This window comes from Nonomuraea sp. NPDC050786, assembly GCF_040654115.1.
In the GTDB taxonomy this organism is placed as follows: Bacteria; Actinomycetota; Actinomycetes; order Streptosporangiales; family Streptosporangiaceae; genus Nonomuraea.
In genome coordinates this window covers 523884-547832 of record NZ_JBFAHJ010000002.1, presented here as the reverse complement: position 1 = coordinate 547832, position 23949 = coordinate 523884, and the positions used below count along the sequence as shown (strand labels likewise).

The 23949-nt window shown below is 69.9% G+C and carries 22 protein-coding genes and 1 pseudogene; 9 read left to right on the top strand and 14 right to left on the bottom strand.

Annotated features, from left to right (window positions below):
- Positions 1–17: 17 nt before the first annotated feature.
- The 3 genes from AB0H84_RS06920 to AB0H84_RS06910 are packed head-to-tail and all read right to left on the bottom strand — an operon-like array spanning position 18 to position 3519.
- Positions 18–1067, bottom strand: coding sequence for a ketoacyl-ACP synthase III family protein (locus tag AB0H84_RS06920; protein WP_357599267.1), 1050 nt, complete (start codon positions 1065–1067; stop codon positions 18–20).
- A 48-nt stretch (positions 1068–1115) separates the two neighbouring features.
- Positions 1116–1988, bottom strand: coding sequence for a phytanoyl-CoA dioxygenase family protein (locus tag AB0H84_RS06915; protein WP_357599264.1), 873 nt, complete (start codon positions 1986–1988; stop codon positions 1116–1118).
- Positions 1981–3519 carry an FAD-dependent monooxygenase gene (locus AB0H84_RS06910; protein WP_357599261.1) on the bottom strand — a complete coding sequence of 513 codons (1539 nt, stop codon included), beginning with the start codon at positions 3517–3519 and terminating at the stop codon, positions 1981–1983. Before AB0H84_RS06910 ends, AB0H84_RS06915 begins: the two co-directional genes overlap by 8 nt.
- A gap of 250 nt (positions 3520–3769) precedes the next feature.
- On the opposite strand from AB0H84_RS06910, the gene AB0H84_RS06905 reads away from it, so the two are divergent.
- Both AB0H84_RS06905 and AB0H84_RS06900 read left to right on the top strand, forming a co-directional pair.
- A complete protein-coding gene (locus AB0H84_RS06905; protein WP_357599258.1) occupies positions 3770–4999 on the top strand; it encodes a cytochrome P450 in 1230 nt (409 codons plus the stop codon).
- A complete protein-coding gene (locus tag AB0H84_RS06900) occupies positions 4996–5184 on the top strand; it encodes a hypothetical protein (protein ID WP_357599255.1) in 189 nt (62 codons plus the stop codon). Before AB0H84_RS06905 ends, AB0H84_RS06900 begins: the two co-directional genes overlap by 4 nt.
- A 103-nt stretch (positions 5185–5287) precedes the next feature.
- Here the strand turns inward: AB0H84_RS06900 and panB are convergent, their stop codons facing one another.
- Complete coding sequence (gene panB, locus AB0H84_RS06895) at positions 5288–6118, bottom strand: 3-methyl-2-oxobutanoate hydroxymethyltransferase (RefSeq protein ID WP_357599252.1); 831 nt, start codon at positions 6116–6118, stop codon at positions 5288–5290.
- 148 nt (positions 6119–6266) lie between these two features.
- Between panB and AB0H84_RS06890 the strand changes: the two genes are divergently transcribed.
- The 3 genes from AB0H84_RS06890 (at position 6267) to AB0H84_RS06880 (ending at position 9907) form a co-directional block, all read left to right on the top strand.
- Entirely contained in the window at positions 6267–7499 is a 1233-nt protein-coding gene (locus tag AB0H84_RS06890; RefSeq protein WP_357599249.1) for an MFS transporter, read from the top strand.
- Positions 7500–7731: 232 nt separating this feature from the next.
- Positions 7732–9297: an MFS transporter gene (locus tag AB0H84_RS06885; protein WP_357599246.1), complete on the top strand. Its 1566-nt coding sequence runs from the start codon at positions 7732–7734 to the stop codon at positions 9295–9297.
- A 7-nt stretch (positions 9298–9304) separates the two neighbouring features.
- Positions 9305–9907, top strand: coding sequence for a TetR/AcrR family transcriptional regulator (locus AB0H84_RS06880; RefSeq protein ID WP_357599243.1), 603 nt, complete (start codon positions 9305–9307; stop codon positions 9905–9907).
- Positions 9908–10034: 127 nt separating this feature from the next.
- Here AB0H84_RS06880 and AB0H84_RS06875 read toward each other — a convergent pair whose 3' ends face one another.
- The 4 genes and pseudogenes from AB0H84_RS06875 to AB0H84_RS06860 all read right to left on the bottom strand — a co-directional run bounded on the left by AB0H84_RS06875 (position 10035) and on the right by AB0H84_RS06860 (position 13950).
- A complete protein-coding gene (locus tag AB0H84_RS06875) occupies positions 10035–11162 on the bottom strand; it encodes a DUF6461 domain-containing protein (RefSeq protein WP_357599240.1) in 1128 nt (375 codons plus the stop codon).
- 155 nt (positions 11163–11317) lie between these two features.
- A pseudogene (locus AB0H84_RS06870) lies at positions 11318–11635 on the bottom strand (IS30 family transposase); the annotation flags it as partial.
- Between the two features lie 227 nt (positions 11636–11862).
- Positions 11863–12795 (bottom strand): inositol monophosphatase family protein, encoded by a 933-nt coding sequence (locus AB0H84_RS06865; RefSeq protein ID WP_357599237.1) that lies wholly within the window; start codon positions 12793–12795, stop codon positions 11863–11865.
- 18 nt (positions 12796–12813) lie between these two features.
- Positions 12814–13950 (bottom strand): hypothetical protein, encoded by a 1137-nt coding sequence (locus AB0H84_RS06860; RefSeq protein ID WP_357599234.1) that lies wholly within the window; start codon positions 13948–13950, stop codon positions 12814–12816.
- Positions 13951–14217: 267 nt separating this feature from the next.
- On the opposite strand from AB0H84_RS06860, the gene AB0H84_RS06855 reads away from it, so the two are divergent.
- Entirely contained in the window at positions 14218–14370 is a 153-nt protein-coding gene (locus tag AB0H84_RS06855; RefSeq protein WP_357599231.1) for a hypothetical protein, read from the top strand.
- A gap of 337 nt (positions 14371–14707) precedes the next feature.
- Positions 14708–15334 carry a hypothetical protein gene (locus AB0H84_RS06850; RefSeq protein WP_357599228.1) on the top strand — a complete coding sequence of 209 codons (627 nt, stop codon included), beginning with the start codon at positions 14708–14710 and terminating at the stop codon, positions 15332–15334.
- Positions 15335–15390: 56 nt separating this feature from the next.
- Here AB0H84_RS06850 and AB0H84_RS06845 read toward each other — a convergent pair whose 3' ends face one another.
- Positions 15391–15753, bottom strand: a complete 363-nt coding sequence (locus tag AB0H84_RS06845) for a MerR family transcriptional regulator (RefSeq protein WP_357599225.1) — start codon at positions 15751–15753, stop codon at positions 15391–15393.
- A 68-nt stretch (positions 15754–15821) separates the two neighbouring features.
- Here AB0H84_RS06845 and AB0H84_RS06840 point away from each other — a divergent pair, with 68 nt between their 5' ends.
- Positions 15822–16442 carry an SDR family NAD(P)-dependent oxidoreductase gene (locus tag AB0H84_RS06840; protein WP_357599222.1) on the top strand — a complete coding sequence of 207 codons (621 nt, stop codon included), beginning with the start codon at positions 15822–15824 and terminating at the stop codon, positions 16440–16442.
- Here the strand turns inward: AB0H84_RS06840 and AB0H84_RS06835 are convergent.
- The 4 genes from AB0H84_RS06835 to AB0H84_RS06820 all read right to left on the bottom strand — a co-directional run bounded on the left by AB0H84_RS06835 (position 16439) and on the right by AB0H84_RS06820 (position 21828).
- Positions 16439–17125: a GNAT family N-acetyltransferase gene (locus AB0H84_RS06835; protein ID WP_357599220.1), complete on the bottom strand. Its 687-nt coding sequence runs from the start codon at positions 17123–17125 to the stop codon at positions 16439–16441. The two genes, AB0H84_RS06840 and AB0H84_RS06835, sit on opposite strands and share 4 nt — an antisense overlap.
- 37 nt (positions 17126–17162) lie before the next feature.
- Positions 17163–18941, bottom strand: coding sequence for an NAD+ synthase (locus AB0H84_RS06830; RefSeq protein WP_357599217.1), 1779 nt, complete (start codon positions 18939–18941; stop codon positions 17163–17165).
- A gap of 33 nt (positions 18942–18974) precedes the next feature.
- Positions 18975–20456, bottom strand: coding sequence for a BTAD domain-containing putative transcriptional regulator (locus AB0H84_RS06825; protein ID WP_357599214.1), 1482 nt, complete (start codon positions 20454–20456; stop codon positions 18975–18977).
- Positions 20457–20634: 178 nt separating this feature from the next.
- Entirely contained in the window at positions 20635–21828 is a 1194-nt protein-coding gene (locus AB0H84_RS06820) for an MFS transporter (protein ID WP_357599211.1), read from the bottom strand.
- A 60-nt stretch (positions 21829–21888) separates the two neighbouring features.
- Between AB0H84_RS06820 and AB0H84_RS06815 the strand changes: the two genes are divergently transcribed.
- Positions 21889–22851, top strand: coding sequence for a DUF5937 family protein (locus AB0H84_RS06815; RefSeq protein WP_357599208.1), 963 nt, complete (start codon positions 21889–21891; stop codon positions 22849–22851).
- A gap of 52 nt (positions 22852–22903) precedes the next feature.
- Here the strand turns inward: AB0H84_RS06815 and AB0H84_RS06810 are convergent, their stop codons facing one another.
- Entirely contained in the window at positions 22904–23938 is a 1035-nt protein-coding gene (locus tag AB0H84_RS06810) for a terpene synthase family protein (protein WP_357599205.1), read from the bottom strand.
- Positions 23939–23949: the final 11 nt, after the last annotated feature.

The window sequence follows — 23949 nt, the reverse complement described above, 5'->3', positions numbered from 1 at the left end:
CGTCGATGCGCGCCTGCTCAGCCGGGCCGGTCGGAGGCGTACTCCTGGGGGATGTCGAGGATCCGCAGGACGGCGCAGGCCATGGTGGTGCCGGCGCCCACCCCGATGAGGAGCATGTAGTCGCCGGGAGCCAGCGCCCCGTTGGCCAGCAGGTGGTCGAGGGCGACGAACTGGTCGCTGACCCCCAGGTGTCCGACGCCGGCGCCGTACTCCCAGGTGGTGTCGTCCAAGGTCAGCCCGAACCAGTTCACCAGCCGGTGCTCCAGGTCGTCCCAGCGCCCGTGGGGCAGGGCCACGCGCGCCACCTCGTCGAGCGTGATCTCCGCCTCCTTGAGCGTGCGGTCGACCAGCTCCATGAGCGTCGACTGGATCGCCTGCATGACGACGGAGCCGTCGCGGGCCAGCAGCCGCTTGCGGAACTCGCGGTTGCGGGCGGCGAAGTCGAGCGGCCGGCCCACGGTCGCGTCCGGCGGCCACATCGGCACGCCGCCGTCGTTGACCGACTCGGCCTCCGGCAGCACGGTCACGTTGACAGCGCGCAGTTCCGCGAAGCCCGTGTCCGTGGTGATCAGCAGCGCGCATCCGGCGTCGCCCATCACGTTGCCCTCGATCATGCGCCACCGGTCGACCAGTGGGGTGCCGTGGTTGTCGGCGCCGACCAGCAGCGCAGTGCCGCCCGGCCGCAGGTAGCCGGCGGTCAGCTGCAGCGCGCTGAACAGGCCGCAGCAGCCGTGCCGCAGCTCGACCGCGAGGACGTCGCCGCCGACCAGGTGCTGCTGCAGGTAGAACTGCGGTTGCCAGCCCTCCGGCCCCTGGTGCCAGACGTCGGCGTAGAGCATGAGGTCCAGGTCGCGCGGTGACATCCCGCCGGAGCGCTCGAACGCGTGCCGGGCCGCGCGGAGGGCGAGCTCCGGAGCCGGCACGTCGCCGGCCACCGCCGCGCCGCGCAGGCGGAAGTACTCCATCTCATCGGCCGGGTAGCTGCCCTCGGCGACGGCCGTCTCGATGCTGACCACCGGCGGCAGATGGACGCCGATGCTGCGCAGGTACATGTCGGGTGTACGCATCCGTCTTCCTTCAGCGCGGGGCGTGGTGGCACGAAAGGCCGTCCGACGTCACTGGGGGTCTGCCGTCGCGGCGGGGTTCTCCGGGCCGTCGCGGAGCAGCAGCATCGGATCGCTCAGCTCGTACAGGCCGCACATCGGCGGGCAGGCCTCGTAGCCGAGGAGCCGCTGGATGTCCTCGGGGAAGCCGCGGACCGTGTCCAGCGGCAAGGAGAGGTAGTGGTTCTCCTCCTGGCGGAGGTTGCCGAGGTCGTAGGCGTACGACAGGCCGGTGCGAGGCCCGTCGGAGGCGTTGACGCCGGCGCCGTGGTACGTGCTGCCGAGCCAGAGCAGCGCGGAGCCGGGCCGCATCTCGGCGGGGACCGCCTCGTCGTCGCGGGGCGCCCGCTCGTCGTCCCACCGGTGGCTCCCCGGGATCACGCGGGTGGCGCCGTTGCGCGCGGTGAACTCGCTCGCGGCGATCATGACCTGCACCCGGCTCTCCGGGCCCGGGTGGGTACGGAGGTGGGCCGTGTCGTCCCGGTGCAGCCCCTGCATCGGCACCCCGGGCCGGATCTGGATCGCCCGCGAGATGCCGAGCTGGATCGTCGGGACCAGCTCCACGCGCTGCTCGCCGAGCCAGGCCCGGACCGGGCGCTGCAGGAAGTGCCGCGCGCTGCCGAGGAGGTGCGGCTGCCGCATGATCGTGATCGAGTGCTCGCTCCGGCGTACCAGGCCCGGCAGGATCCGGGTCTTCTCGCCGACCAGCCGGCCGTCGCCGTCCGCCTGGCGTTCCAGATCCGGGCCCAGGTCCTCCCAGAGGCCGCGGAGCGTGGCGGCGTCGATGAAATCCTCGATGATCACTGCTCCGTCGCGCTCGACCACCTCGATCGCCTCGTCGACCGGGGTCGAAACGGGCAGTGTGGTCAGTTGGGGATCACTCATCGCCAGCCTCCTGTCCGGGTCGGCCGAACCATCGGGTGAGCGCGTCGCGCAGCGACGCCGGGTCGGCGGGCGTGCTCCAGGCGACGAAGCCGTCCGGCCGGATCAGCAGCGCCTCCGCCGGGGCCTCGGCGCATTCGGCCGTGACCACGTCGACCCGGTCGGCCCAGGGTTCGGCGAGCGCGCGCAGCCCAGGACCGGCGCCGAGGTCGAGCAGCAGCGGCCGCCCGGTGCGCTGCAGTTCGGCGACCCGTACGGTGTCGCCCGCGTGCCGCAGCCGCAGATCCGGGCTGTAGCGCCCGACCAGCGGGCCGGTCAGCGACGGGTCGCCCATGTCGTAGCGGATGTGCAGGTCGTCGACCAGGGCGGTGAGCTGCCGGTTCGCCTCGTCGTGGAGCAGCAGCTCCCTGAGCAGCCGGCGCAGCGCGTCGACGTACGGGCCTGGCTGCATCAGCGCGATCGAGGCACGCTGGATCTCCAGCGTCTGCTCGCCGATCGGGTGCCGCTCGGAGGTGTAGGTGTCGAGCAGGTCCTCATGGCACCAGCCGCGCGCGACCGCGGCGAGCTTCCAGCCGACGTTGAGGGCGTCGCCCATCCCGAGCCGCAGTCCCGGGCCGCTCCAGTGCGAGTGGACGTGTGCCGCGTCGCCGACGAGCAGCACCCGTCCGCTGCGGTACGTCTCGGCCTGCCGCGCGTTGTCGGTGAACCGGGTGATCTTCTTGACCTCGGTGACCGTCACCTTGGTGCCGCTGAGCCGGCGCAGCGCCTCCTGGAACTCCTCGAGCGTGATGGGCGCGTCCCGGTTCGCCGGTGGGCCGTCGAACTCCAACGTGATGAAACGGGGTGGCCCCTCCTCGTACACGAGGAGCCCGCCGTCCTTGCGGAACCAGCCGGGAAGGTGGAATCCGGGGTCGTCGATCTCGGCGAAGGCACGGTATCCGGTCGTGACGCCGTCCGTTCCGGGAAAGGCGATGCCGGACAGCTTCCGGACCACGCTCCGGCCGCCGTCGCAGCCGGCGAGCCAGTGCGCCTCCATCCGGTACGGCCCGTCCGGACCCTCGACGTCGATACGTACCCGGTCGTCGTCCTGGACGAAGCCGGTGACCGTGTGGCCGCGCCGTACCTCGACGCCCAGCTCCGCGGCGCGCCGGGCCAGGTCCTCCTCCAGGAGTTGCTGGGGCACCAGCAGGTCGGGGGACTCGGGACGGAGCAGGAACATGGTGGCGAAGTGCCGCGCGCCGGGGAACGCCTTGGGGAGCAGGCTGTCCGGCCGTCGCTCGCCTTCGGCGACGCGTGCCCGCTCCTCTTCCGTCGGCGGCCTGGGGAGAGCGTCGGTGACGCCGATCATGAGTCCGCGACGGTCCATGATGTCGATGGCCCGCCCGGTGATGCCCTCCGCCTTCGGACGCCATTCGATCTCGGGCAGTCGTTCGAGCACCACCACCGGGACGCCGTGAAGGGCCACCTCGCACGCGAGCAGGAGCCCCACAGGCCCGGCACCGACAACCGCTACCTGCGCATCCAGATACGCCATCAACACCTCTGCTGGGGAAGACCGAGTCTGCTGAGAGAGCTGCCGGATTGCCGATCGAAGACCGGTGATACGTACCGCGGTCTCGCAATCCGGGCGTTGACAGATGGGTGTCCTGACGGTCAGCGCCGATGCTAATCGGATGATCCATAAATGGCTAGAGGTGTGATTTTTCGGACTTCCCGGGCATAATCGTCAGCGCCGATGATCAACGGCGTGCCGGCCTGCCCGGTGCGCAGACGGGAGATTGCGGATGAGCGACGGTCCCCAGGCCCAGCCGTTGGAGACCGACCGACCCACCCCCTTCGACCCGCCCGTCGAACTGCGGAAGCGAGCCCCACTCAGCCGGCTCGCCTATCCCGACGGGCACCTCGGCTGGGTGGCGACCGGGTACGGCGTCATCCGGGCCATCCTCGCGGATCCACGCTTCAGCACCCGGCGGGAGCTGCTGCACCAGCCGGTCGGCCGCGAGCGCGCGCACGAGCGGCCGACACCCGCGCCGCCGGGGATCTTCCCGCACATGGACCCGCCCGAGCACACCCGGTACCGCCGCCTGCTGAGCAGCCACTTCGGGCCTCGGCGCGTCGCCGAGCTGACGCCCGCGATCCGCCGGTACACCGCGGAGGCGCTCGACGCGATGGCGGACGCAGGGCCGCCCACCGACCTCGTCGCGTCGTTCGCCATGCCGATCCCGGCGTTCGTCATCTGCGAACTGCTCGGCGTCCCGGCGGAGGAGCGGCACGTGATCCAGGCCGCGACAGCGGTGATGAACGACCTGGACACCACGCCGGAGCAGACCGCCGAGGCCGTGATGTCGATCATCGGGACCATACGCGCCCTCCTCGCGCGCCTTCGCGCCGGCAGCGGCCCGTCGGACGACGGGCTGCTGGCTCACGCCGTGGCGACCGGCGACCTGAGCGACGAGGAACTCGCCAACCTCGGCATGGTGCTGCTGGCCACCGGCCATCTGCCGACGTCGAGCATGCTCGCGCTCGGGACGTTCGTGCTGCTGACCGAACCCGCCCAGCGGGCCCGCCTGGCCGCGGACCCGGAAGCCAACGGACCGGCGGTCGAGGAGCTGCTGCGGTACCTGTCGATCCTCCAGTTCGACGTACGGCGCACCGCGCTGACCGACGTCGAGATCGACGGCCAGGTCATCGCGACCGGGGAGACCGTGGTCCTGGCGCTGCCGGTCGCGAACCGGGATCCGGAACGCTTCCCCGACCCGGACATGCTGGACGTGGGCCGTCCCGCGACCGGGCACCTGGCGTTCGGGCACGGCGTCCACCAGTGTCTCGGGCAGCACCTCGCACGGACCGAGCTCCGCATCGCGCTGACCGCGCTCTTCGAGCGCTTCCCCGACCTGCGCCTGGCGGTTCCGGCGGCCGGTGTGCCGACCCGTGAGCGCATGGCGGTGTACGGGGTGGACCGGCTACCGGTCACCTGGGCCGCCGCTCCGGCGGACCGTCCGGCCGGGAGGTGACTTCACCGGCCTTCTGCGTCCCGGGCCTGCGGGTGTCAGTGGCCGTGCCGGGCCGCGACCGCATCGTGCCGGGCCGCGACCGCATCGTGCCGGGCCGCGACCGCATCGGGCCGCGCCACGACGTGACCGGCAGGGCGACCGCGACCGGCTGCGCGACCGCGCCGGTCACGCAGCCCGGAATGTGACCGGCCGCGACCGTGACCGCCGCGCCACCGGCCGCGCGACCGCGGCCGGCCGCGGTCGCGCGGCCGGGTGACCGCGGCCGGTCGCGTGGCGCGGAACCGGCTCTCAGGCGTAGGAGTGCTCCGGCGCTGGGAAGGCCCCCGAGGTCACGTCGGTGGCGAAGGCGCGCACGGCGCGGTCCATCTCCGAGGCCAGGTCCGCATAGCGCTTGACGAAGCGGGCCGGTCGCGGCGTCAGCCCCATCAGGTCCTGCCACACCAGGACCTGCGCGTCCGTCCCCGCGCCCGCCCCGATGCCGATGGTCGGGATCGCCAGCGACGCCGTCACCCGCCGCGCCAGGTCGGCCGGCACGCACTCCAGCACGACGGAGAACGCCCCCGCCCGCTCCAGGTCCTTCGCGTCCGCCATGAGCTCGTCGCCCGACTGCCCACGCCCCTGGACGCGGTAGCCGCCCAGGACGTTCACCGACTGCGGGGTGAGCCCGAGGTGGGCCATGACCGGAACCCCGGCCGAGACCAGCGCCTCCACCTGGGGCAGGACGCGCCGGCCGCCCTCCAGCTTGACCGCGTGCGCGCCCGCCTCCTTCATGAAGCGCGCCGCCGACTCCAGCGCCTGCTGAGGCGAGGACTGGTACGACCCGAACGGCAGGTCCGCGACCACGAGCGCCCGTGACGAGCCGCGTACGACGGCCGCCGTGAGGGGCAGGAGGTCGTCGACCGTGACGGGCAGCGTGGAGTCGTACCCGTAGACGACCATGGCCGCCGAGTCGCCCACCAGCAGGACGGGGATGCCGGCGTCGTCGAAGACCCTGGCCGTCATCGCGTCGTAGGCGGTGACCATGGGCCACCGCTCTCCGCGCTCCTTGGCGGCGGTGAGGTCGCGAACGGTGACCCGGCGCCCGGAGGCGCCCCCGTACAGCGTGGTTGAAGAGGACATGAGTTGTGAACCCTCCAGAAACGTCTCGAGGCGCCCCAGCGGCGTCCCCGGACTCCTTCCGATGATGTCACGCGCTGTCACGCGGCGGAAAACCCGTGGCGAAACTGTCGGTGCCTCTTGCCAGAATCGGTGCGGAGGTTAAAACGACATGGCTCTCGACCCTTACCGACGACTGCTCAAGATCCCGGGTGTCCCCGCGTTGCTGCTGGTGGGGCTGCTGGCGCGGATTCCGTCCACGGCCATGGGCATCACGCTGACCCTGCACGTCGCCGTGGTGCTCGACCTGGGATACGGCAAGGCCGGTCTGATCACCATGGCCAGCACGATCGGCATGGCGATCGGATCCCCATTGTCGGGAAGGCTTGTCGACAAGCACGGCCTGCGTCCCGTCCTCATCGTCACGACCGTCGCTCAGGCGGCGTTCTGGGCGTGCGCGTGGACGCTGCCGTTCCCCGTCCTGATCGGGGCGGCGGCGGTGACCGGGCTGCTGGCGCTGCCCGTCTTCAGCGTGACCCGACAGTGCCTGGCCGCGCTGGTGCCGGTGGCCCAGCGGCGCAGCGCGTTCGCACTCGACTCGATGATCGTCGAGCTGTCGTACATGGCGGGTCCCGCCCTCGCGGTGGTGGGGATCACGGCGTTCGGCAGCGGGGTGACGATGGGCGCCATCGGCGTCGGCACGGCGGCCGCCGGCCTGGGCCTGATCGCGCTCAACCCGCCCACCCGATCGCCCGAGGAGCTGGAGCAGCACACGGCGAAGGTGCCCAGGCGGCAGTGGCTCACGTCCGGACTGGTGGCGCTGCTCGGCACGGCCGCGGCGGCCACGTTCGTGCTCACGGCGACCGAGCTGTCGCTGGTCGCGACCATGAACAAGGCAGGCCAGACCGAGTGGGTGGGCCTGGCCGTGGCCATCTGGTGCGTTTACTCCCTCATCGGCGGGTTCGTGTACGGTGGCCTCTCGCGTGGCTTCTCCCCCCTGACGCTCATCGCCTGCATGGGCCTGCTGACCGTCCCGGTGGGGCTGGTCGGCGGCGGCTGGCAGTGGCTGGTCCTGGCCCTGCTGCCGGCCGGGCTGCTCTGCGCGCCCGCGCTGTCGTCCACGGTCGACATGCTCTCCCGGTGGGTGCCCGCCGGGGCGAGAGGCGAGTCGATGGGCCTCCACGGCACGGCCCTGCTGCTCGGCGGCGCCGTCGCGGCCCCCATCATCGGGGCCGTGATCGACGGGAGCGGGCCGGCATGGGGATTCGTGCTGGCGGGCCTGGTGGGCGCGGCCATGGTGCTCGTCGCCGCCCCCTTCTGGTCCCGGCGCCCGTCGGAGGCACGCACGACGCCGGTCGAGGAGGAAGGGGCAGCGGCGGACGAGCCGGCACCTTCCAGGGTGTGAGCCACGGCCGCTCGGCGGCCAGTGGTTGTAGGGGGCCGGCGCGCCGGATGTGACGGTTCTGGGGGGCGGTGCCCGCCGGGGTGCGGGCCGGGCCTCCCGGGGCTTCGTCGAACGTGCCCAGTGCCGGGCAGAGTTCACACACTATTTACGAAACGGCACCGTTGCGTATCGGAATATCTTGCGATACGGTGTCGTTGCGAAACTCAGACGTATCGAAATTAGGGACGCAATCATGAAGGACACAGTCGTGGACCCGGCAGCGGGTCATCCACGCCGTTGGGGGATCCTCGGCGTGCTGGTGTTCAGCCTGCTGGCCGTCGTGCTGGACAACACCATCCTCAACGTGGCGATGAAGACCATCGCCGACAAGACGGTCGGTTTGGGAGCGACACAGAGCGAGCTGGAGTGGGCGATCAACTCGTACACGCTCGTGTTCGCCGGTTTGCTGTTCACGTTCGGCGTGATCGGCGACCGAACAGGGCGCAAGCGGATGTTGTTCATCGGCATGGCGCTGTTCGGACTGGCCTCGCTCGCCAGCGCCTACTCCCAGGATCCGATGCAGCTGATCCTGGCGAGAGCGGCGATGGGCATCGGCGCCGCGGCGATCATGCCGGCGACGCTGGCGATCATCTCCAACGTCTTCCCGCCCGGCGAGCGGGGCAAGGCGATCGGCATCTGGGCCGGTGGCGTCGGCCTCGCCGTGGCGATCGGACCGATCACGGGCGGCCTGCTGATCCAGCACTTCTGGTGGGGCTCGGTCTTCCTGATCAACGTGCCGATCGTGATCATCGCGATGTTCCTCATCGCCGGCCTCGTGCCCGAGTCGCGTGACCCCAAGCCGTCCAAGCTCGACCCGGTCGGCGTGGTGCTGTCCATCATCGGGCTGGTGGCCGTGGTGTACGGCATCATCCGCGGCGGCTACCTGGGCACCGTGGCCAGCGCCGAGGTGCTGGTCCCCACGCTGATCGGCCTGGCGGTCCTGGGCGTGTTCGTGTGGTGGGAACGCCGCATCGACCACCCCATCTTCGACGTGCGCAACTTCGGCAACGTCCGCTTCAGCTCGGCCATCGGCATGATGGGCATGGTCTTCTTCGCGATGATGGGCGGGATGTTCTTCCTGACCTTCTACCTGCAGATCGTGCTGGGGTTCTCGCCGGTGCAGGCAGGAGCGTTGATGATCCCGTTCGCCGCCGCGCAGCTCATCTTCGCGCCGCTCAGCCAGCGCGTGAACGAGCGGTTCGGCGCCAAGCTGTCGGCCACCGTGAGCATGATCGTGGTGACCGGCGCCCTGGCCAGCTACGCGTTCATGGAGCAGGACACGCCGATCGTGCTGATCGAGCTGGTCTTCTTCGTCCAGGGCGCCGCGATGGCCAACATCATGCCGCCCGCCACCACCGCCATCATGGAGTCGCTGCCCAGGGAGAAGGCCGGCGTCGGCTCGGCCATGAGCAACACCGTCCGCCAGGTGGCCGGCGCCCTCGGCGTGGCCGTCCTCGGCTCGGTCCTCTCGTCGAACTACCGCAGCGAGATCACCCCCTCGCTGGCCGGTCTCCCCTCGAACGTCCAGCACACCGCGGGCGAGTCGCTCGTGCAGACGATGGGCGTCGTCCAGGCGCTCGGCGACAGGGGCCACGCGCTGATCAAGCCGGCGTTCACCGCGTTCCTCGACGGCATGCACGTCACGGCGCTGGTGTCAGCGGTGATCGCGCTGCTCGGCGTCGCGGTCGTGGCGAAGTGGATGCCGGGCAAGGCACGCCCGCTCCAGCAGGCGGAACAGAAAGAACCCGCGGTAGTGTGAGGCCGCGATGACGATCCAGGAATCGGGGACTGCCCGCTCGGCGGGCCGTCCGCGTAGCGAGAAGGCCGAAAAGGCGATCATCGAGGCGACCCTCGATCTGATCGGTGAGGGCATGGGCGTCTCCGAGCTGTCCATCGAGGCCATCGCGTCGAGGGCGGGCGTCGGCAAGACGACCATCTACCGGCGCTGGTCCAACAAGGAGGACCTGGTCGTCGACGCCCTGTCCACCCTCAAGGCGCCGCTGCCGCCGCTCAGCGGCACGTCGGTGCGCGACGACCTGATCTCCCTGCTCGACGCGATGCGCCGGGAGTCGGGCAACGTACGCAACCGGTGTGTGATGAACATCGCGATGAGCGAGGCCGATCGCTACCCGCGGCTGACGGAGCGCTTCATGAAACGGGCGGTGGAGCCACGCAGGGAGGCGATGCGCGCCGTGATCGAGCGCGGCATCGCCACCGGGGAGCTCAGAGCCGATCTGGACGTCACCATGGGGATGGCCATCCTCACCGGCACCATGCTCTGGCACACCAAATGGGCTCCGCCCGGGGATCTCGCCCCGGACCTCGCCGAGCACGTCGTGGACGCGGTCCTGGCGGGAATGGCCCCCTGACGACTTGCGGGACGAATTCCAGGGGTCGTCGCAACACAGTGATCAATTGTCACTGTCGAGAAGCATGGCGAGACGCTCGGTAGGACTGCCTTGGCCGAGCGTCTTTCGCTAGTGGTGTGGGCCGCCCTCACATAGGCCTAGATACCGTGATCGAACGTGTGACCAGCCCAAGAGCGCGTCCGCCCAGGGCATAACTATTCGAACGGTTGAGGAGCCCGATGGACGATGAGCTCCTCCCTTCGGCGATCATGGTCTTGATCTGGGCACGTAGCGCCGGCCACATGTCGCCGAGGATCGTGGGCGCGTTCACGAGCGCATCGAGGCGATCAGGCCAAGTGTGTCCCGGCATGGCCTCGTCCAGAGCGCGGGCCGCCCAGAAGCGGCGCGAAACAGGATGGTCCTCCGCAAGAACCGCTCCTTGCTCGTCACGCCTATCGTCCATGAGCCGGGCCAGGAGCGGCGTCAGGTCGACCCCTGCTCGCCTTGCATCACCGCCGCCGGTAACGAGGCGGTCGAGCGCCTCCCGAACCATCGGTTCGCCCGTCAGGCCGGTTGCCGCGACGTAGGCGTTGACGACGCGATGGATCACCGCGGTCTGTACGGGCTCGGGTGCCAGGCGCAGCCGAACGTCCAGATCAGGATCGACGCCACCCAATGCGCTCGGAGCACGCGGGTCATCCGGGATGGCCTCCTCCAGCAGCAGTCGTGGCGCGCTGGCGTCAGGCAGATCGAGTCTCACTCCGGTGACGGCTTCGACGACGGCCATTGCGGCCGCCTGCCATTCCCCAGGTTCGGCCGCCGCCTCTAAAACCGTGAGCTCTGTATCTAGTACGTGCGGAGTCTTGCCCCATCGCTCACCGGGAAACTTCGGGTCCAACGCGGTGACAATCGTGCCGTAAGCGGCGTATGTCAGCCTGGCCGTCCAGTTGACGTTCCAGAAAAGGCTCAGCGCGCGGGCTCCGTCACTCAGCCGCCGCAACACCTCAGGACGGTTGCCCTGGTAGCCGTTGCCCTCGTAGAGGATGAACGACGCGTCGTCGTGGCTGATGTAGAAAGCACCTTCGTAGTCGGCTTCGTCCACATTGTCGTCGGGCTCTGGCTCCAGGTCCTCGGTCCGTCCGCCGAGTCGCTCGGCGATGGCCTCGACGGTTAAGGGGGAGGCGATCGGCTGTACCACAGTCCAGCAGGTGGCCTGTGCGAGATAGGGGTTGCGCTGCAGGAAATCGGCATACAGGCGCTGCGTCTCGTCAATCACTGGGGCAGTATGTCCACCCTCACCGACAATTGGGCAGGCAGCACAAATGTGTTGCCGATGTTCAGGCCGGGGCGAGATCGAGCGGCACCCCCGAAGGCGGTGCACACTGCCAAAACAGCGGTGTCACGTCATACTCCGGAGGATTCCCGGGGATCTCATGAGCTGTCGACGGCCAGCAGCATGGCGAGACGCTCGGCTGGGGTTCCCCAGTCGAGCGTCTTTCTTGGTCTGGCGTTAAGTTCGGCGGCGACGGAGAACTCGTGGTGGCGACCCATCTCACTGCCCTGGTCCCAGATCAGAGAGCGCTTGAGATGGGCGGGTAGCGTCGCGACAGTGTCCAGCAGGGCGTCGCGCATACGTTCGGCGCGGCGGTCGATCGGCAGGTGGACGAGCATCACGTAGCGGGTGGTGCGCTCGACCAGCGTGCCGATGGCCGAGTTGCCGTTCTTGCCGATGATGCAGTCCCCTTCCCATCTCGAACTCTTCCCTCGCACTCCCCAACCTGGGGTGTTGCGACGACCACTAGAAGGAAGGCGGGACTGCGGGGCCTTTAGGCTGAGGAGGCGTTTGTACGGCTCCCTCGCCTCGCGCCGCCCACGCCGTATCGGGCGCGTCGCCTTTCGGCAGTGGGCGATGGCGAGTCCAGCAGTCCCGTAGGAACGCAGTGCGGCGACGAATCCGAGGGTTACCCAAAGGTCGTTCAACTCTTGGCCAGGGTGGAGAGGATGGACTGGGCGAGAGGCAGGCTTGAGGCCGCGACAAACTTGTAGCGATCCTCCATGGCCTTGGTGATATCAGGTACGGAGCCGAATCCGTAGTCCAAGGGAATGGGCTGACCCTGGAGGTCGAGGACGACTCCTCCGGCTGCCTGGAGGATGTAGTGGCCGGGAGCGAGGTCCCAGGTGGCAAAGCCCTTGGCGAACTCGATCATGGCGTCGCTGAACCCTGCGGCGATGTGACACAGCCCGATGGAGCCGAAGTCCACGCCAATGCGCCCTCGGCTTACGCCGTCTGCGGAGGGGCGGCTCAACTCTCCTATGAGGCGGGTTTCCCGTGCGAGTGGGGCGAAGCGCTCGCTGGGCTTCATGAAGAAGTTCGTGATCAGGGACTGTTCCAGCGGGGTGGCCCGGTTGAGTCGGAGGGGAAAAGCCGTCCCCTCCTGGGTGAAGACGAAGGCGCGGTCGTGTCCCTCATCGTCGCGGGCGGCGACGTAGATCTGTAGATGGTGGAAGATGTCACCCACCACGGCCGCGATAGGACGGCGGAGGCTCTTCGAGTAGAGCATTACATGCGTGTAGCCGTACAACGCTCGCACTGCCATTTCACTCGTATCGAGCGGATCAACCAGTACGCACAGGTCAGGGTCGGGGTTGTTTCCGATGACCTGAGGATCAGCCTCCTCGGAGGCGTATACGTATGAGGGGAGGACCTGAGTCAGGAGCTCCCGATACCGTCCGTGCATCCACAGGTCGTAGTCCGACAGGAAATTGTCGGAGTGCCGAAGGTTGCGGTTTTCTGAGCGATTGCCCGACAGCGCGGCATCGATGAGCCGGGGACGAAGCTCGGCGATTACGCGGGCCACCAGGTCTGCGAGCTGCTGCGTGATGCCAGGAAGAGGGGGCTGGGGTGTCACGATGCAACCTCCGTGCGGTCAGCGTAGCTCCAGGGGTGGCTCAATCCCGGGTGGACTCATGGTTGCGGCGATGAACACCGCTGTGAAGTCAGCGGCTCGCACGATGCCCGCGCCGGTGAGATTATCGAAGCTCTCCACTTCAAGATCGCGCTCCTTGGTCATGGCCCCAAAGACGGCGAAGTAGATTTCTGCGCTCGGATACCGTGTACGGATCTCCCGAGTCATGAAGCCGACCACGTCCGCGTGCTTGACCTCGAAGTCGCAGAGCATGATCGACGGTGCCTCGGGGAGGTTCGGGTAGATGGAGGCGGGGTCGAGGGCGATGAAGTCGCGGCTTTTGTTGCACTTGAGGTAACCGATGGGACAGCGCCCGAACTGAGCCGACGCCAGAAAGGTCGCCATGACGAGCCCGGCTTCGTTGATTCCAAAGCAGGCGTCCACATCTACTCGACGCCCGACGTTTTTGATTTGCTGTATGAGCCTCTCGATCCCATAGCCGAACGAGGACCATGTCTGGTTGAGCAGCAGACCCGGCCTGTGGTTGGGAAGGGTGTATAGGGATCTTTCTGGATTGCCGTGCTCCATGGTGGGAACGGTGAGGTTGAAATCGCGACCGATGATGTTGTCCTGGAGGGCTGGGGATTTCCACGTGCGAGCCAGCGCATCCACCCCGGTGGGCGGCTCAGATGGACGCCCCGACGAGTTGGCGGCGGTGAACTGCTTGAGGGAGAGTTGATCTTCGGGGGCAAGACGCTCGTAGGCTTCCGCGACCAGATCGCTGGGGGAGATGTCTTCGTTGGCAACTCCTAGAGGGCCACGACCATAAGCTGTGACGAGGATGAGCAGGCTGGAGAAAGTCGGAGGAGATCCGGCTCCTCGTCGCTCCCGTGCCCACGTCTCCCAGGCGTTGATGGTGGTGCCTCCCAGGCTGGTTTGATGGCCTGTCGCCTCGTTGTACCGCTCGGCCGCTTGAACCTGGGAAAGGCCGCAGGCGTAGCGGAAGGCTTGAAGGCTGGGTATCTCCGGGTGCAGGTCCATAAGCCCAAGCGCGGCCTTTTTTACCGAACCTGTTTGTTGCCATAAATCTCTACCGATACGTGCCAGTTTGCGCCCCTGCGCCTGCGGGCTGTCACCGGCTCCCACATGGGTAGACATTTGGTCACCTCCTCGCGGACTCGGGTCCAGGTTACCCATTTGAATGGGCAGTGACTCGGAGTGGCCAAAAACCAGCAGGTCAGCGCTACCTTGAGATCCGAGTGATTGCGCACTCTCGCAGGGGTGAGAGGGTGGTCCACCTGGTTCTACGGTCGAGCCATGTCCCCCATATCGAATGGCCGGCCAAAGCTGGATCCACCGGCCAAGCGCCCGCCCGAGAAAAAGAAGCCGCGTCCGATTAATTTGAATATGCCGAATGTGACGCATATGTACGAGTACTTCATAGGCTGGAGGGAAAATTACGAGGCGGACCGCGCAGCGGCTGAAGCGCCGCGGTTGAACCCGGATGCGAGGGATCCATACGCCGAGAGCGATCCGGCGAGGGTGGATTTCGTGGGCGGGGCTGGGAGGAAGGCGTGAGGGCGCGGGCTGGGGTGGAAAGTCCGGCGGGGAGCCTGGCGCGGGCGCTGGCGGAGGGCTTGGAGAGGTACGGGATCAAGTCACAGATCAGCGAGTGCGAGGGTATAGCGCTGGTGGGGATCTGGTCGGTCGGGCTGGCCGTGTGGTGCGAGTGGGGTCCGTACGGATGGCGTTTCCGCTGGTGCCTGCACCAGACGAGTAAGCAGGGAACGTGGAACTACACGTCGTGTCCGTGCTCGGCGATGGAGACGGCTGTGCGGCGCGTGGCGGGTTTCTGCCAGGAGCGCTACGAGTGGATGTATGGGACGGCTCCGCGTGTCGCAGACGAGGCGTCGTCGTGAGCGTCAACCAGAGCGCGGCTGGGACCGCGTTCTGCTACCCGTACGTGATCGGCTGGACAGGGGAGGCCGAGACCCATCGCCTGGTGTGGGTGCCTGCTGCGGGTGGGATGCGGCTGAGCTATGCCGACCCTCACCGGGGTGACTACACCCAGGGTGTCCTGCGGTTGCGGCAGAAGCAGACGCGGGCGGGGCGGCCGGACTTCACGACGGTCAACACGCGTCGGCAGTGGCGCTGCATGGCGAAGGGCCTGTGTCAGGTGTGCGCACGCTCGGCGGTGGATGCGGACACGGGTCGTATCTGGTGGTTGTTGTCGTCGGATTACTCAGGTGCGGGTGACGGTTACACCAACGCTCCTCCGACGTGCCGGGCGTGCATCCCGGAGGCGATCGCGCAGTGCTCGCATCTGCGCCGCCATGCGGCCGTCTTCACCGTGGGCGGTTGCGTTCCGCTCGGGGTGCGGGGGGATGTGTTCTTGCCGTACCTGCCTCCCGTGGTGCCGTGTTCGGTGAACCGGGTGATGCGGTTCGACGATGAGGATCTGCCCCATTGCATCGCGCGGGAACTGCTGATGAGGCTGGTGGACGTGCAACCGGTGGACCTGGTGGAAGCGAACGCAGGTTGAGGATGGTCCGTCGCAGAGACCGCATCGCGGCGGCAACCCTCTGTGATGTCACCTGATCACGGGGCCGGCCGGACTGCGGTGAGCATGGCGTCGAGGGCGCGCTGGGACGTCTGGAGGCGTTCGATGGTCTCGGTGATGCGCCGGTGCTCCCTTCGCAGGTTGCTCACCATGCCCGGACAGGCCGACGGCACGATCTGGTCGCCGTCGTCGTGGACGCAGTCCAGCAGGCGGGCGATGACCGCCGTGGGCAGGCCGGCGGCGAGCATCGCGCGGATGTGGCGCACTGCGGCGACGTCCGGCTCGCCGTACTCGCGGTAGCCGTTGGGCAGCCGTACCGGCCGCAGCAGCCCCTGCTCCTCGTAGTAACGGAGCAACCGCCTGCTCACCCCGGTCCGCCGGGTTAGGTCTCCGATCTTCATGCACTCCTTGACCTTCACATCGATGTGACGCCTTAGCTTCCGGTCACAACAACAGGAAGGAGCCGATGATGCCTGGAGCTGTGATCATTGGAGCGGGGCCGGGGATCGGCCGGTCCGTCGCCCGCCGGTTCGCGCGGGAGGGGCTGCCGGTCGCCCTCGTCTCGCGTACCGGCACGGCGCTCGATCTGGACGGGGTGCTCACGTACAAGGCCGACGTCGCCGACGAGGACGGGTTGCGGGCGGCCCTCGACGCGGCCTCCGCCGAGCTGGGGACGCCGGACGTCGTGGTCTACAACGCCGCGGTCATCCGGCCCGACACGCCGGGGGAGGCGAGCATGCGGGCCCAGCTGGACGCCTGGGCGGTGAACGTGGTGGGCGCACTCGTCGCGGCCACGCACGTGGCGCCCGCGATGGCCCGGCGCGGCAGCGGGTCGTTCCTCGTCACCGGCGGGATGCCCGAGCCCAAGGCCGCGTACGTCAGCCTGTCGCTCGGCAAGGCGGGCGTGCGGACGCTGGTGAAGCTGCTCGACGAGGAGTACGGGCCCTCCGGCGTGCACGTGGCGAGCATCACCGTGGCCGGGCCCGTCGCGCCCGGCACGGAGTTCGACCCGGACGACATCGCCGAGCACTACTGGCGCCTGCACACCCAGCCCCGGGACCGATGGGAGCAGGAGGTGCGCCACGGCTAGGGCGTGAGCTTCCAGAGCCAGCCGACGGGACGGAGCCCGAGCCGCGCGGCCACCCGCTGCGAGGAGCGGTTGTCGGCACTGGTGCTGTAGAAGAGGGGAATGTCCGGCAGGAGGCCGGCCCAGGCGGCGGTGGTCGCCGCGGCGTACCCGCGGCCCCGGAAGGCGGGCGACGTCCAGGTGCCCGCCTCGGCGCCCTGGGGGGTCAGGCGCGCGCTGTGGCAGATCGCGGCCACCTGCCCGTCCTCGACGATCATCGCCCACGGCGCCCCCTCGCCGCGGCCGACGAGCTCGTCCCATTCGCCGGGCGTCCAGTGGGAGGGGCGCAGCGGGCGTACGCGCTCAGCGTGTGCCGGATCTTCCGATCTGAGGACCTCGGCGGGCACGTCGAAGCGGGTCGGCTGGCGCACCAGGTAGCTCGGTCCTCCGGACACCGCCTGCTCGTCGCCGAGGAGCTCGCGGCACCGTGCCAGGACGTCCGGCGGGTGGCCGGGAGGCGACGGGACGCCCTTGGCGACCAGGTCGAGGAGGCGCGCGGCGAGGGGGCCGGGCAGGCGCCCGGACACCGCCGCGGTCATGCCGTCGGCCGCCACGCCGATCACCAGGTCCTCCGGCCCCGGCAGGCGCCCCCGCGCGTCGAGCCGCCAGATGACGCCCAGCTCCACCCGGAGCAGCTCCACGCTCACGACGCCACCGGCCTGGACGCCGCCCGAGGGTTCGTCGTCATGCCTGGCCGGTGGTTTCGCGCCAGCGGTTGGTGATGGGCAGGCGGCGGTCGCGGCCGAAGTTCTTCGGCGTGATCTTGGGGCCGGGCGGGTACTGGCGGCGCTTGTACTCGGCCAGGTCCACCAGCCTGATGACCCTCGTGACCAGCGCCGGGTCGTGGCCCGCCGCGATGAGCTCCTGCGAGCCCATGTCCTTCTCCACGTAGTCGTCCAGCAGGCGGTCGAGGACCTCGTACGGCGGCAGCGAGTCCGTGTCCCGCTGGTCGGGCCGGAGCTCGGCGCTCGGCTCCTTGACGATGGAGTTCTCGGGGATGGGGGCCTTCGCCTCGAGCAGGAACTCAGGGAGCGAGTTGGCGTTGCGCCACTTGGAGAGCTCCCACACCATGGTCTTCGGCACGTCCTTGATGGGGGCGAAGCCGCCGGCCGAGTCGCCGTACAACGTCGAATAGCCGGTCGCGAGCTCGCTCTTGTTGCCCGTGGTCAGCACCAGGTGGCCGTGCTGGTTGGACAGGCCCATGAGGATCATGCCGCGCACCCGCGCCTGGAGGTTCTCGGCGGCCAGGCCCGAGAGGTCGATCTCCTTCTCGAAGGCGTCGACGATGTCGGCGATCGGGACGACCTGCGAGGTCACGCCCTGCCGGCGGACCAGCTCCTCCGCGTCCGCCAGCGAGTGGTCCGAGGAGTAGCGGGAGGGCATGAGGACCACGTTGACGCGCGACGGGCCGATGGCGTCCGAGGCGATGGTGGCCGTCAGCGCCGAGTCGATGCCGCCGGACAGGCCGAGGATGACCGACTGGAAGCCGTTCTTGGCCACATAGTCGCGCACGGCCAGGACCAGGGCCGAGTAGACCTCGGCGTGCAGGTCCAGGCGCTCCGCGATCGTCGCGGGGAGGGGCTCATAGGGCTCCACGGGGGTGTCCGACAGCACCGTGCGGTCCACCGTGATGGTGGTGCCGTCGCTCGCGTCGTACGGGAACGTGCCGGTCTCGGCGTCGGAGACCGGCAGGTCCAGGTCCACGACCAGCAGCTCCTCCTGGAACTGGCCCGCCCGCGCCACCAGCGAACCCGAGCCGTCCACCACGATGGAGTCGCCGTCGAAGACCAGCTCGTCCTGGCCGCCGACCTGGTTCACGTAGACGAGCGCGCAGCCCGCCTCACGCGCCCGCCGTTCACACAGCTCGAGGCGGACGTCGTCCTTCTCCTTCTCGTACGGCGACGCGTTCGGCACGACCAGCAGCCCGGCACCGGCCTGCCCGACGACGGACACGGGCCCGCCCTCCTGCCAGAGGTCCTCGCAGACCGCGATCGCCACGTCCACGCCGTGCAGCCGGAAGATCGGCAGCCGGTCGCCGCGCACGAAGTAGCGGTACTCGTCGAAGACACCGTAGTTGGGCAGGTGGTGCTTGGCCGTCCGGGTGACCACCTCCCCCTTGTGGAGCAGCGCGGCCGCATCCAGCGGGGCGCCCTTCGGCTGGCCGACCCGGGGGGCCAGGCCCGCGCGGTCGACGTAGCCGACGACCACGGGCAGGTCTCCCAGACCCTCCCGTTCCAGCCTGCGCGCCACCTCCTCCAGGGTGCGGATGCTGGCGTCCACGAAGGACGTACGCAGGACGAGGTCCTCCACGGGATAGCCGGTGAGGAACATCTCGGTGAAGACCACGAGATGGGCTCCGCGCGCGGCGGCATCACGGGTCCACGTGATCAGCCGGTCGGCGTTGGAGTCAAGGTCGCCGACGGTCGGGTTCGTCTGTGCGAGGGCTATGCGCAGTTGGGCCACGTCGCCAAGCCTAGTACGCCGTGATTTTTATCGTCAAAGCGACGAAAAGGAAGTCTTTTCCCCCGGTGTCACCAAACCTGACTCGTACGCGGCCATGACCAGCTGTGCCCGGTCGAACAGCCCGAGGTGCTCCAGGAGCGACTTGACCATGACGGCCACCTCCTCCTCGGGCCAGGAGAGCGTGTGGCCGATCTGGCGGTTCGTCAGGCCGCGGGCGACGAGTTTCAGCACGTCGAGCTGGGAGTCGGAGAGCCCGGCCAGCGCCGGGGGAGCGGCCGGGTCGGTACGCCCGGCGAACGACGCGATCAGCCGCGTGGTGATCGTCGGGTCGATGAGCGCGTCCCCGGCCGCCGCCGCCCTGATCGCGGCCAGGAACTGCTCCGGAGCCGACGTCTTCAGCACGAATCCGCTCACTCCGGCTCGCAACGCCGCGTACAGGTTCTCGTCGCTGCCGAACGTGGTCATCATGATCACCTTGGGCGGCCGGTCCTCCGCCAGGATCCGGCGGGCGGCGGCCAGCCCGTCGAGGCGCGGCATCTGGATGTCGAGCAGGACCACGTCCGGACGGGTGGCGGACACCCGCGCGATCGCCTCCTCGCCGTCGGCCGCCTCACCGGCCAGCGTGACCCCCGGCTCGCCGGCCAGCATCGCCCGCACGCCGGCCCGTACGAGCGCCTGGTCGTCGGCCACGAGCACGCGCAGCGGCGCGGCGGCCGGTTCCTCAGCGTCCGGCCTCCCCGCGTCCGTCTTCTCGGGGGCCGGCGCAGGCGGTGTCTCCAGGCGCTGGGCGAGCATGTCGGCCTCCAGGCGCTGCAGCCCCGCCGTCAGGTCGAGGCCCAGCTCCTCGCGCCAGGTCGCGCGCGCCCTGCGCAGCGCCGCCAGCGCGTCCCCCTGGCGTCCCAGCCGGTACAGGGCCACCGCGAGCAGCCGCCACGCCTCCTCGCGCAGCGGGTACGCCGACGCGTGCGCCTCCAGGTCGGCCACCAGCGACGTCGCCCGGCCCAGCGCGAGACCGGCGTCCGCCCGGCGCTCGACGGCGATGAGCCGCAGCTCCTCCAGCCTGCCCGCCTCCGTCGCGGCCCAGCTCAGCTCCCCGAACTCGGCCAGCGCCGGCCCCCGCCACAGCCCCAGCGCGGTGTCCATGGCCGCCCACACCTGCGCCGGCGTCCCCTCGGACTTCACCAGGCTCTCGAACCGCCAGGCGTCCACCTGTTCCGTCGCGGCCCGCAGCGCGTAGCCGGGCGGCGCGGAGACGAGCACCCGGGCCTCCTCGCGGGGCGCGCGATCGGGCTCGAGCGCCCGGCGCAGGCGGGAGACGTACCCCTGGATGGTGGACAGGGCCTGCGCGGGCGGCGCGCCCGGCCAGAGCTCGTCGATGAGCGTGCTCACGGGCACGGCACGGCCGCCGGCGACGAGCAGGCGTGCGAGCACCGCCCGCTGCCGCTGGCCGCCGAGATCGAGGTCGGCGCCGTCGGACCAGGCCTGGAACGGTCCGAGCGCGGTGAAGGTCAGCATGTCAGGCGTAACTGTAGAGGGAGAAGGTGCGTGGGTACATGGCGAATTCTCCCCATGGTTCTCCCCATGGCCGGGAGCGCCCGCGCCGGTCAGCGGCGTGGATGGCGGCCCGAGCAGCATGCCCGCGCCGGTCAGCGGCGTCTGATGGCCGGCCCGAGCAGCAGCATGCCCGCGCCGGTCAGCGGCGTCTGATGGCCGGCCCGAGCAGCAGCATGCCCGCCGCCGACACCAGCCCCACCCCGCCGATCGTGAACCACAGCGCCCACGTCCCGATCGCCAGCAGCGGCCCGCCGAGCAGCGGCGCCAGCACCGCGGCCAGCGACCACGCGAACCCGAACAGCCCCGAGTACCGCCCCCGCAGCTCGGCCGGGGCGAGCGCGGCCACGATCGTGCCGGCGATGCCCGCCTGGATGACCTCGCCGGCCGTCCACACGACGATCGTCACCGCCAGCCCGAACGTGTCGTGGACGAACGCCGTCATGGCGAACCCGAGCGCCATCACCGCCACACCGAGCGCGAAGGTACGGGAGGCGTCCCGGCGCCCCAGCCACCCCGACACCAGCGGCTGGACGATGACGATCAGCACGCCGTTCAGCGCCATGGCCAGGCCGAACTGTCCCGGCGACAGCCCCACGACCTTCGTCATCGCCACCGGCAGCATGGTCATCGTCTGCGCGTACACCAGGGCCTGGGCCAGGGTCACCAGCGTGAAGCCCACCATCAGCCGGTCGCGCAGCACCACGCCGAACCCGCCGGCGGATTCCTGGACCGCCGGCCTGGTCTCCGGGACGGCCCGCCACACCAGCACGGCGAAGAGCACGCTCGACACCGCGTCGATCCAGAACAGCCAGACGAACCCCAGCCCCGCGAGCCAGCCGCCGGCCGTCATGCCGACGGCGTACCCGAGGTTGATCGCCCAGAACAGCAGCCCGTACGCGCGGGGCCGCTCCGCCGGCGAGACCAGGTCCGCGACCAGGGCGTTCGAGGCGGGCCTGTAGACGTCGATCACCAGCCCGAGCACGAACATCGAGGCCAGGATGGCGGGCAGCGAGGTGCTGTAGCCGAGCGCCAGCATGGTCGCGGCCGTGGCCAGCATGCCGCCCGACAGCGTGGCCCGGCGCCCGATCCGGTCCGTGAGCACCCCCGCGAGCAGCTGCGACAGCAGCGAGCCCGCGCCGAACAGGCCCATCACCAGACCCGCGGCCGTCACCGACAGGCCGCGGGCCTGCGTCAGGTAGACGCCGGTGAAGGGCATGACCATGGTGCCCAGGCGGTTCACCAGCGTGCCGCCCCACAGGGCCCAGAACGGGCGGGGGAGCCCGCCCAGCTTGGACCGCAGGAAGGGGGGTCGCTCAACAGTTGCGCTCGTCACGCCATCAAGCGTGATATTTCGGGGTTTGTGGGGGCGAACGATTTAGTGCAGGCTAAAAAGATGACCGTCTCGTGGGTGATGAAGCCGGAGGACGTGGCCCGGATCCGGTTCGCGTTCTCGCCGGTGTGGGAGCTGGTCGCGAGCCTGCGGACCCTTCAGCGGCCGTCGCGGCACTCGATCCACCTGCCGTGGCTCAAGGCCGTGCGCCCCCGCCTCGCCGGGCTCGACCTGTCCGAGCTGTTCGCGCTCGTGCCCCTGACCGGCTACATCGCCGACTTCATCACGCCGCCCCCCGACACGCCGATGCCGGAGTTCGCCGCCGAGCTCGACCGGGTCAGGCGCACGCCGCCCGAGGCGGCCCGCGAGGAGGCGGCGCGGATCCAAGGGAGCGACCCCGCGGTGATCCGGCGGTTCATGGCCGACCCCGAGGCAGGCGTGGCCAGGGTGGCCGACACGCTGGAGGCGTACTGGGAGAGGTGCTTCGCGGAGTTCTGGCCGCGCGTCTACGGGCTGCTGGAGCGCGACGTGCTGCGCCGCTCGCGCCAGCTCGCCCAGGGCGGGGCGCACGAGCTGTTCGCCGCGCTCGATCCGGCCGTGACGTGGACGGGGGAGCGGCTGATCGTCGACCGGCCGTGGTGCGAGGCGGGCGGCCTGCACGGCGACGGGCTGGTGCTGGTGCCCAGCGCGTTCTGGGGGCAGGCCGTGGCGGTGATGACGGCGCCGTACCAGTCGACGCTGATCTACCCCGTGCTCGGCGTGGGCACGCTCTGGGAGCAGGGGCCGCCGCCCGCGCCCGGCGGGCTCTCCGCGCTGATCGGCAGGAGCAGGGCACAGATCCTGCTCGCGCTCGCCGAGCCGGCCACCACCTCGGCCCTCGCCGCGCGCATGGCGCTCACGCCCGGCGCGGTCAGCCAGCACCTCGGCGTGCTCAGCGGCGGCGGGCTCGCGGTGGGGATGCGGGTCGGCAAGCAGGTCGTCTACCGCCGCACCCCCATAGGAGACACCCTGGCCGGTCAGGCGTAGCGCCTGGACGTCAAGAGCCGGTCAGGCGTAGCGCCTGGACTTCGCAAGCCGGTCAGGTGTAGCGCTTGGACTCCAGGAGCCAGTCGAGGTGGGCGCGCGGCGCCGCCAGGTACGCGCACGCGACCTTGCTGACGTCCCGCGCCTCCTTCGGCTCCAGGTCCTCCAGCGGCAGCCGCCTGGCGGCCTTCTGCATGTCGTGGCAGCGCGCGGCGATCCGGTCGAGCACCCAGGCCGTCGCCTCCCGCTCGCCCAGCCCGAGCTGGCGCATCGCCAGCACGACGAAGTTGTGCACGTCGCCGCGCTCCTTCGGCCGCGAGGCCACGTCGTTGCACCACGCCGTGACGTCGCTGCACGCGCTCACGAGCTGCTGCCACGGCTCGCCCTCATGCACCCACGCCGGCACCTCCACCCGCAGGCACGGCTCGACCAGGTCATAGAGGTACGGCCCCACCGTGCCCCTGCGCAGCGCCGGATACTCCTCCAGCGTCGGCATCCGGCCCGCCGCCCTGTTGTCGGCCTCGGTGCGGCAGGCGTCGTGCTGGCGCCGCAGCCCGACCGCGAACCTGGCCCGCCACCGGTCGCTCATCCGCGCGCTCGTCACCCGCCACAGGTCCGCGAACGCCGCCTCCAGCGGATGCCGCGCCGCGCCCTTGAGCATGCCGTCGAAGATGTCCAGCGAGCACGACCCCTCGTCCAGCTCGTCGTCCAGGTGGAACAGCCACGTCAGCCACTGCGCGAACAGCGCCGCCGCGGCCGCGTCGAACTCGGCGAACGCCCGGCCCGCCATCCGGTGGTAGCCCACCCCTGGCGCGGCGCGCAGCCCGGTCCGCCTGGCCCAGTCGATGACCGCGGCCTCGATCGCGTACACGGCCGGGTGCATCCTGCACGGAGCCGCCATCGCGGGCACCCGCTCGGTGAGCGGCAGCAGCGCCAGCGCCGCCGAGCCGCCCCTGCGCGGCAGCGGCAGCATCGAGGTCAGGGCCGAACGGAGCGCGGTACGCGCGGTGGCGACCATGGTGGCGAACACGGTGGTGCTCATGCCGCTGTTCACGGAGGTCTTCTCAGAGGTCTTCTCAGAGGTGTTCACGGCGATCTTCA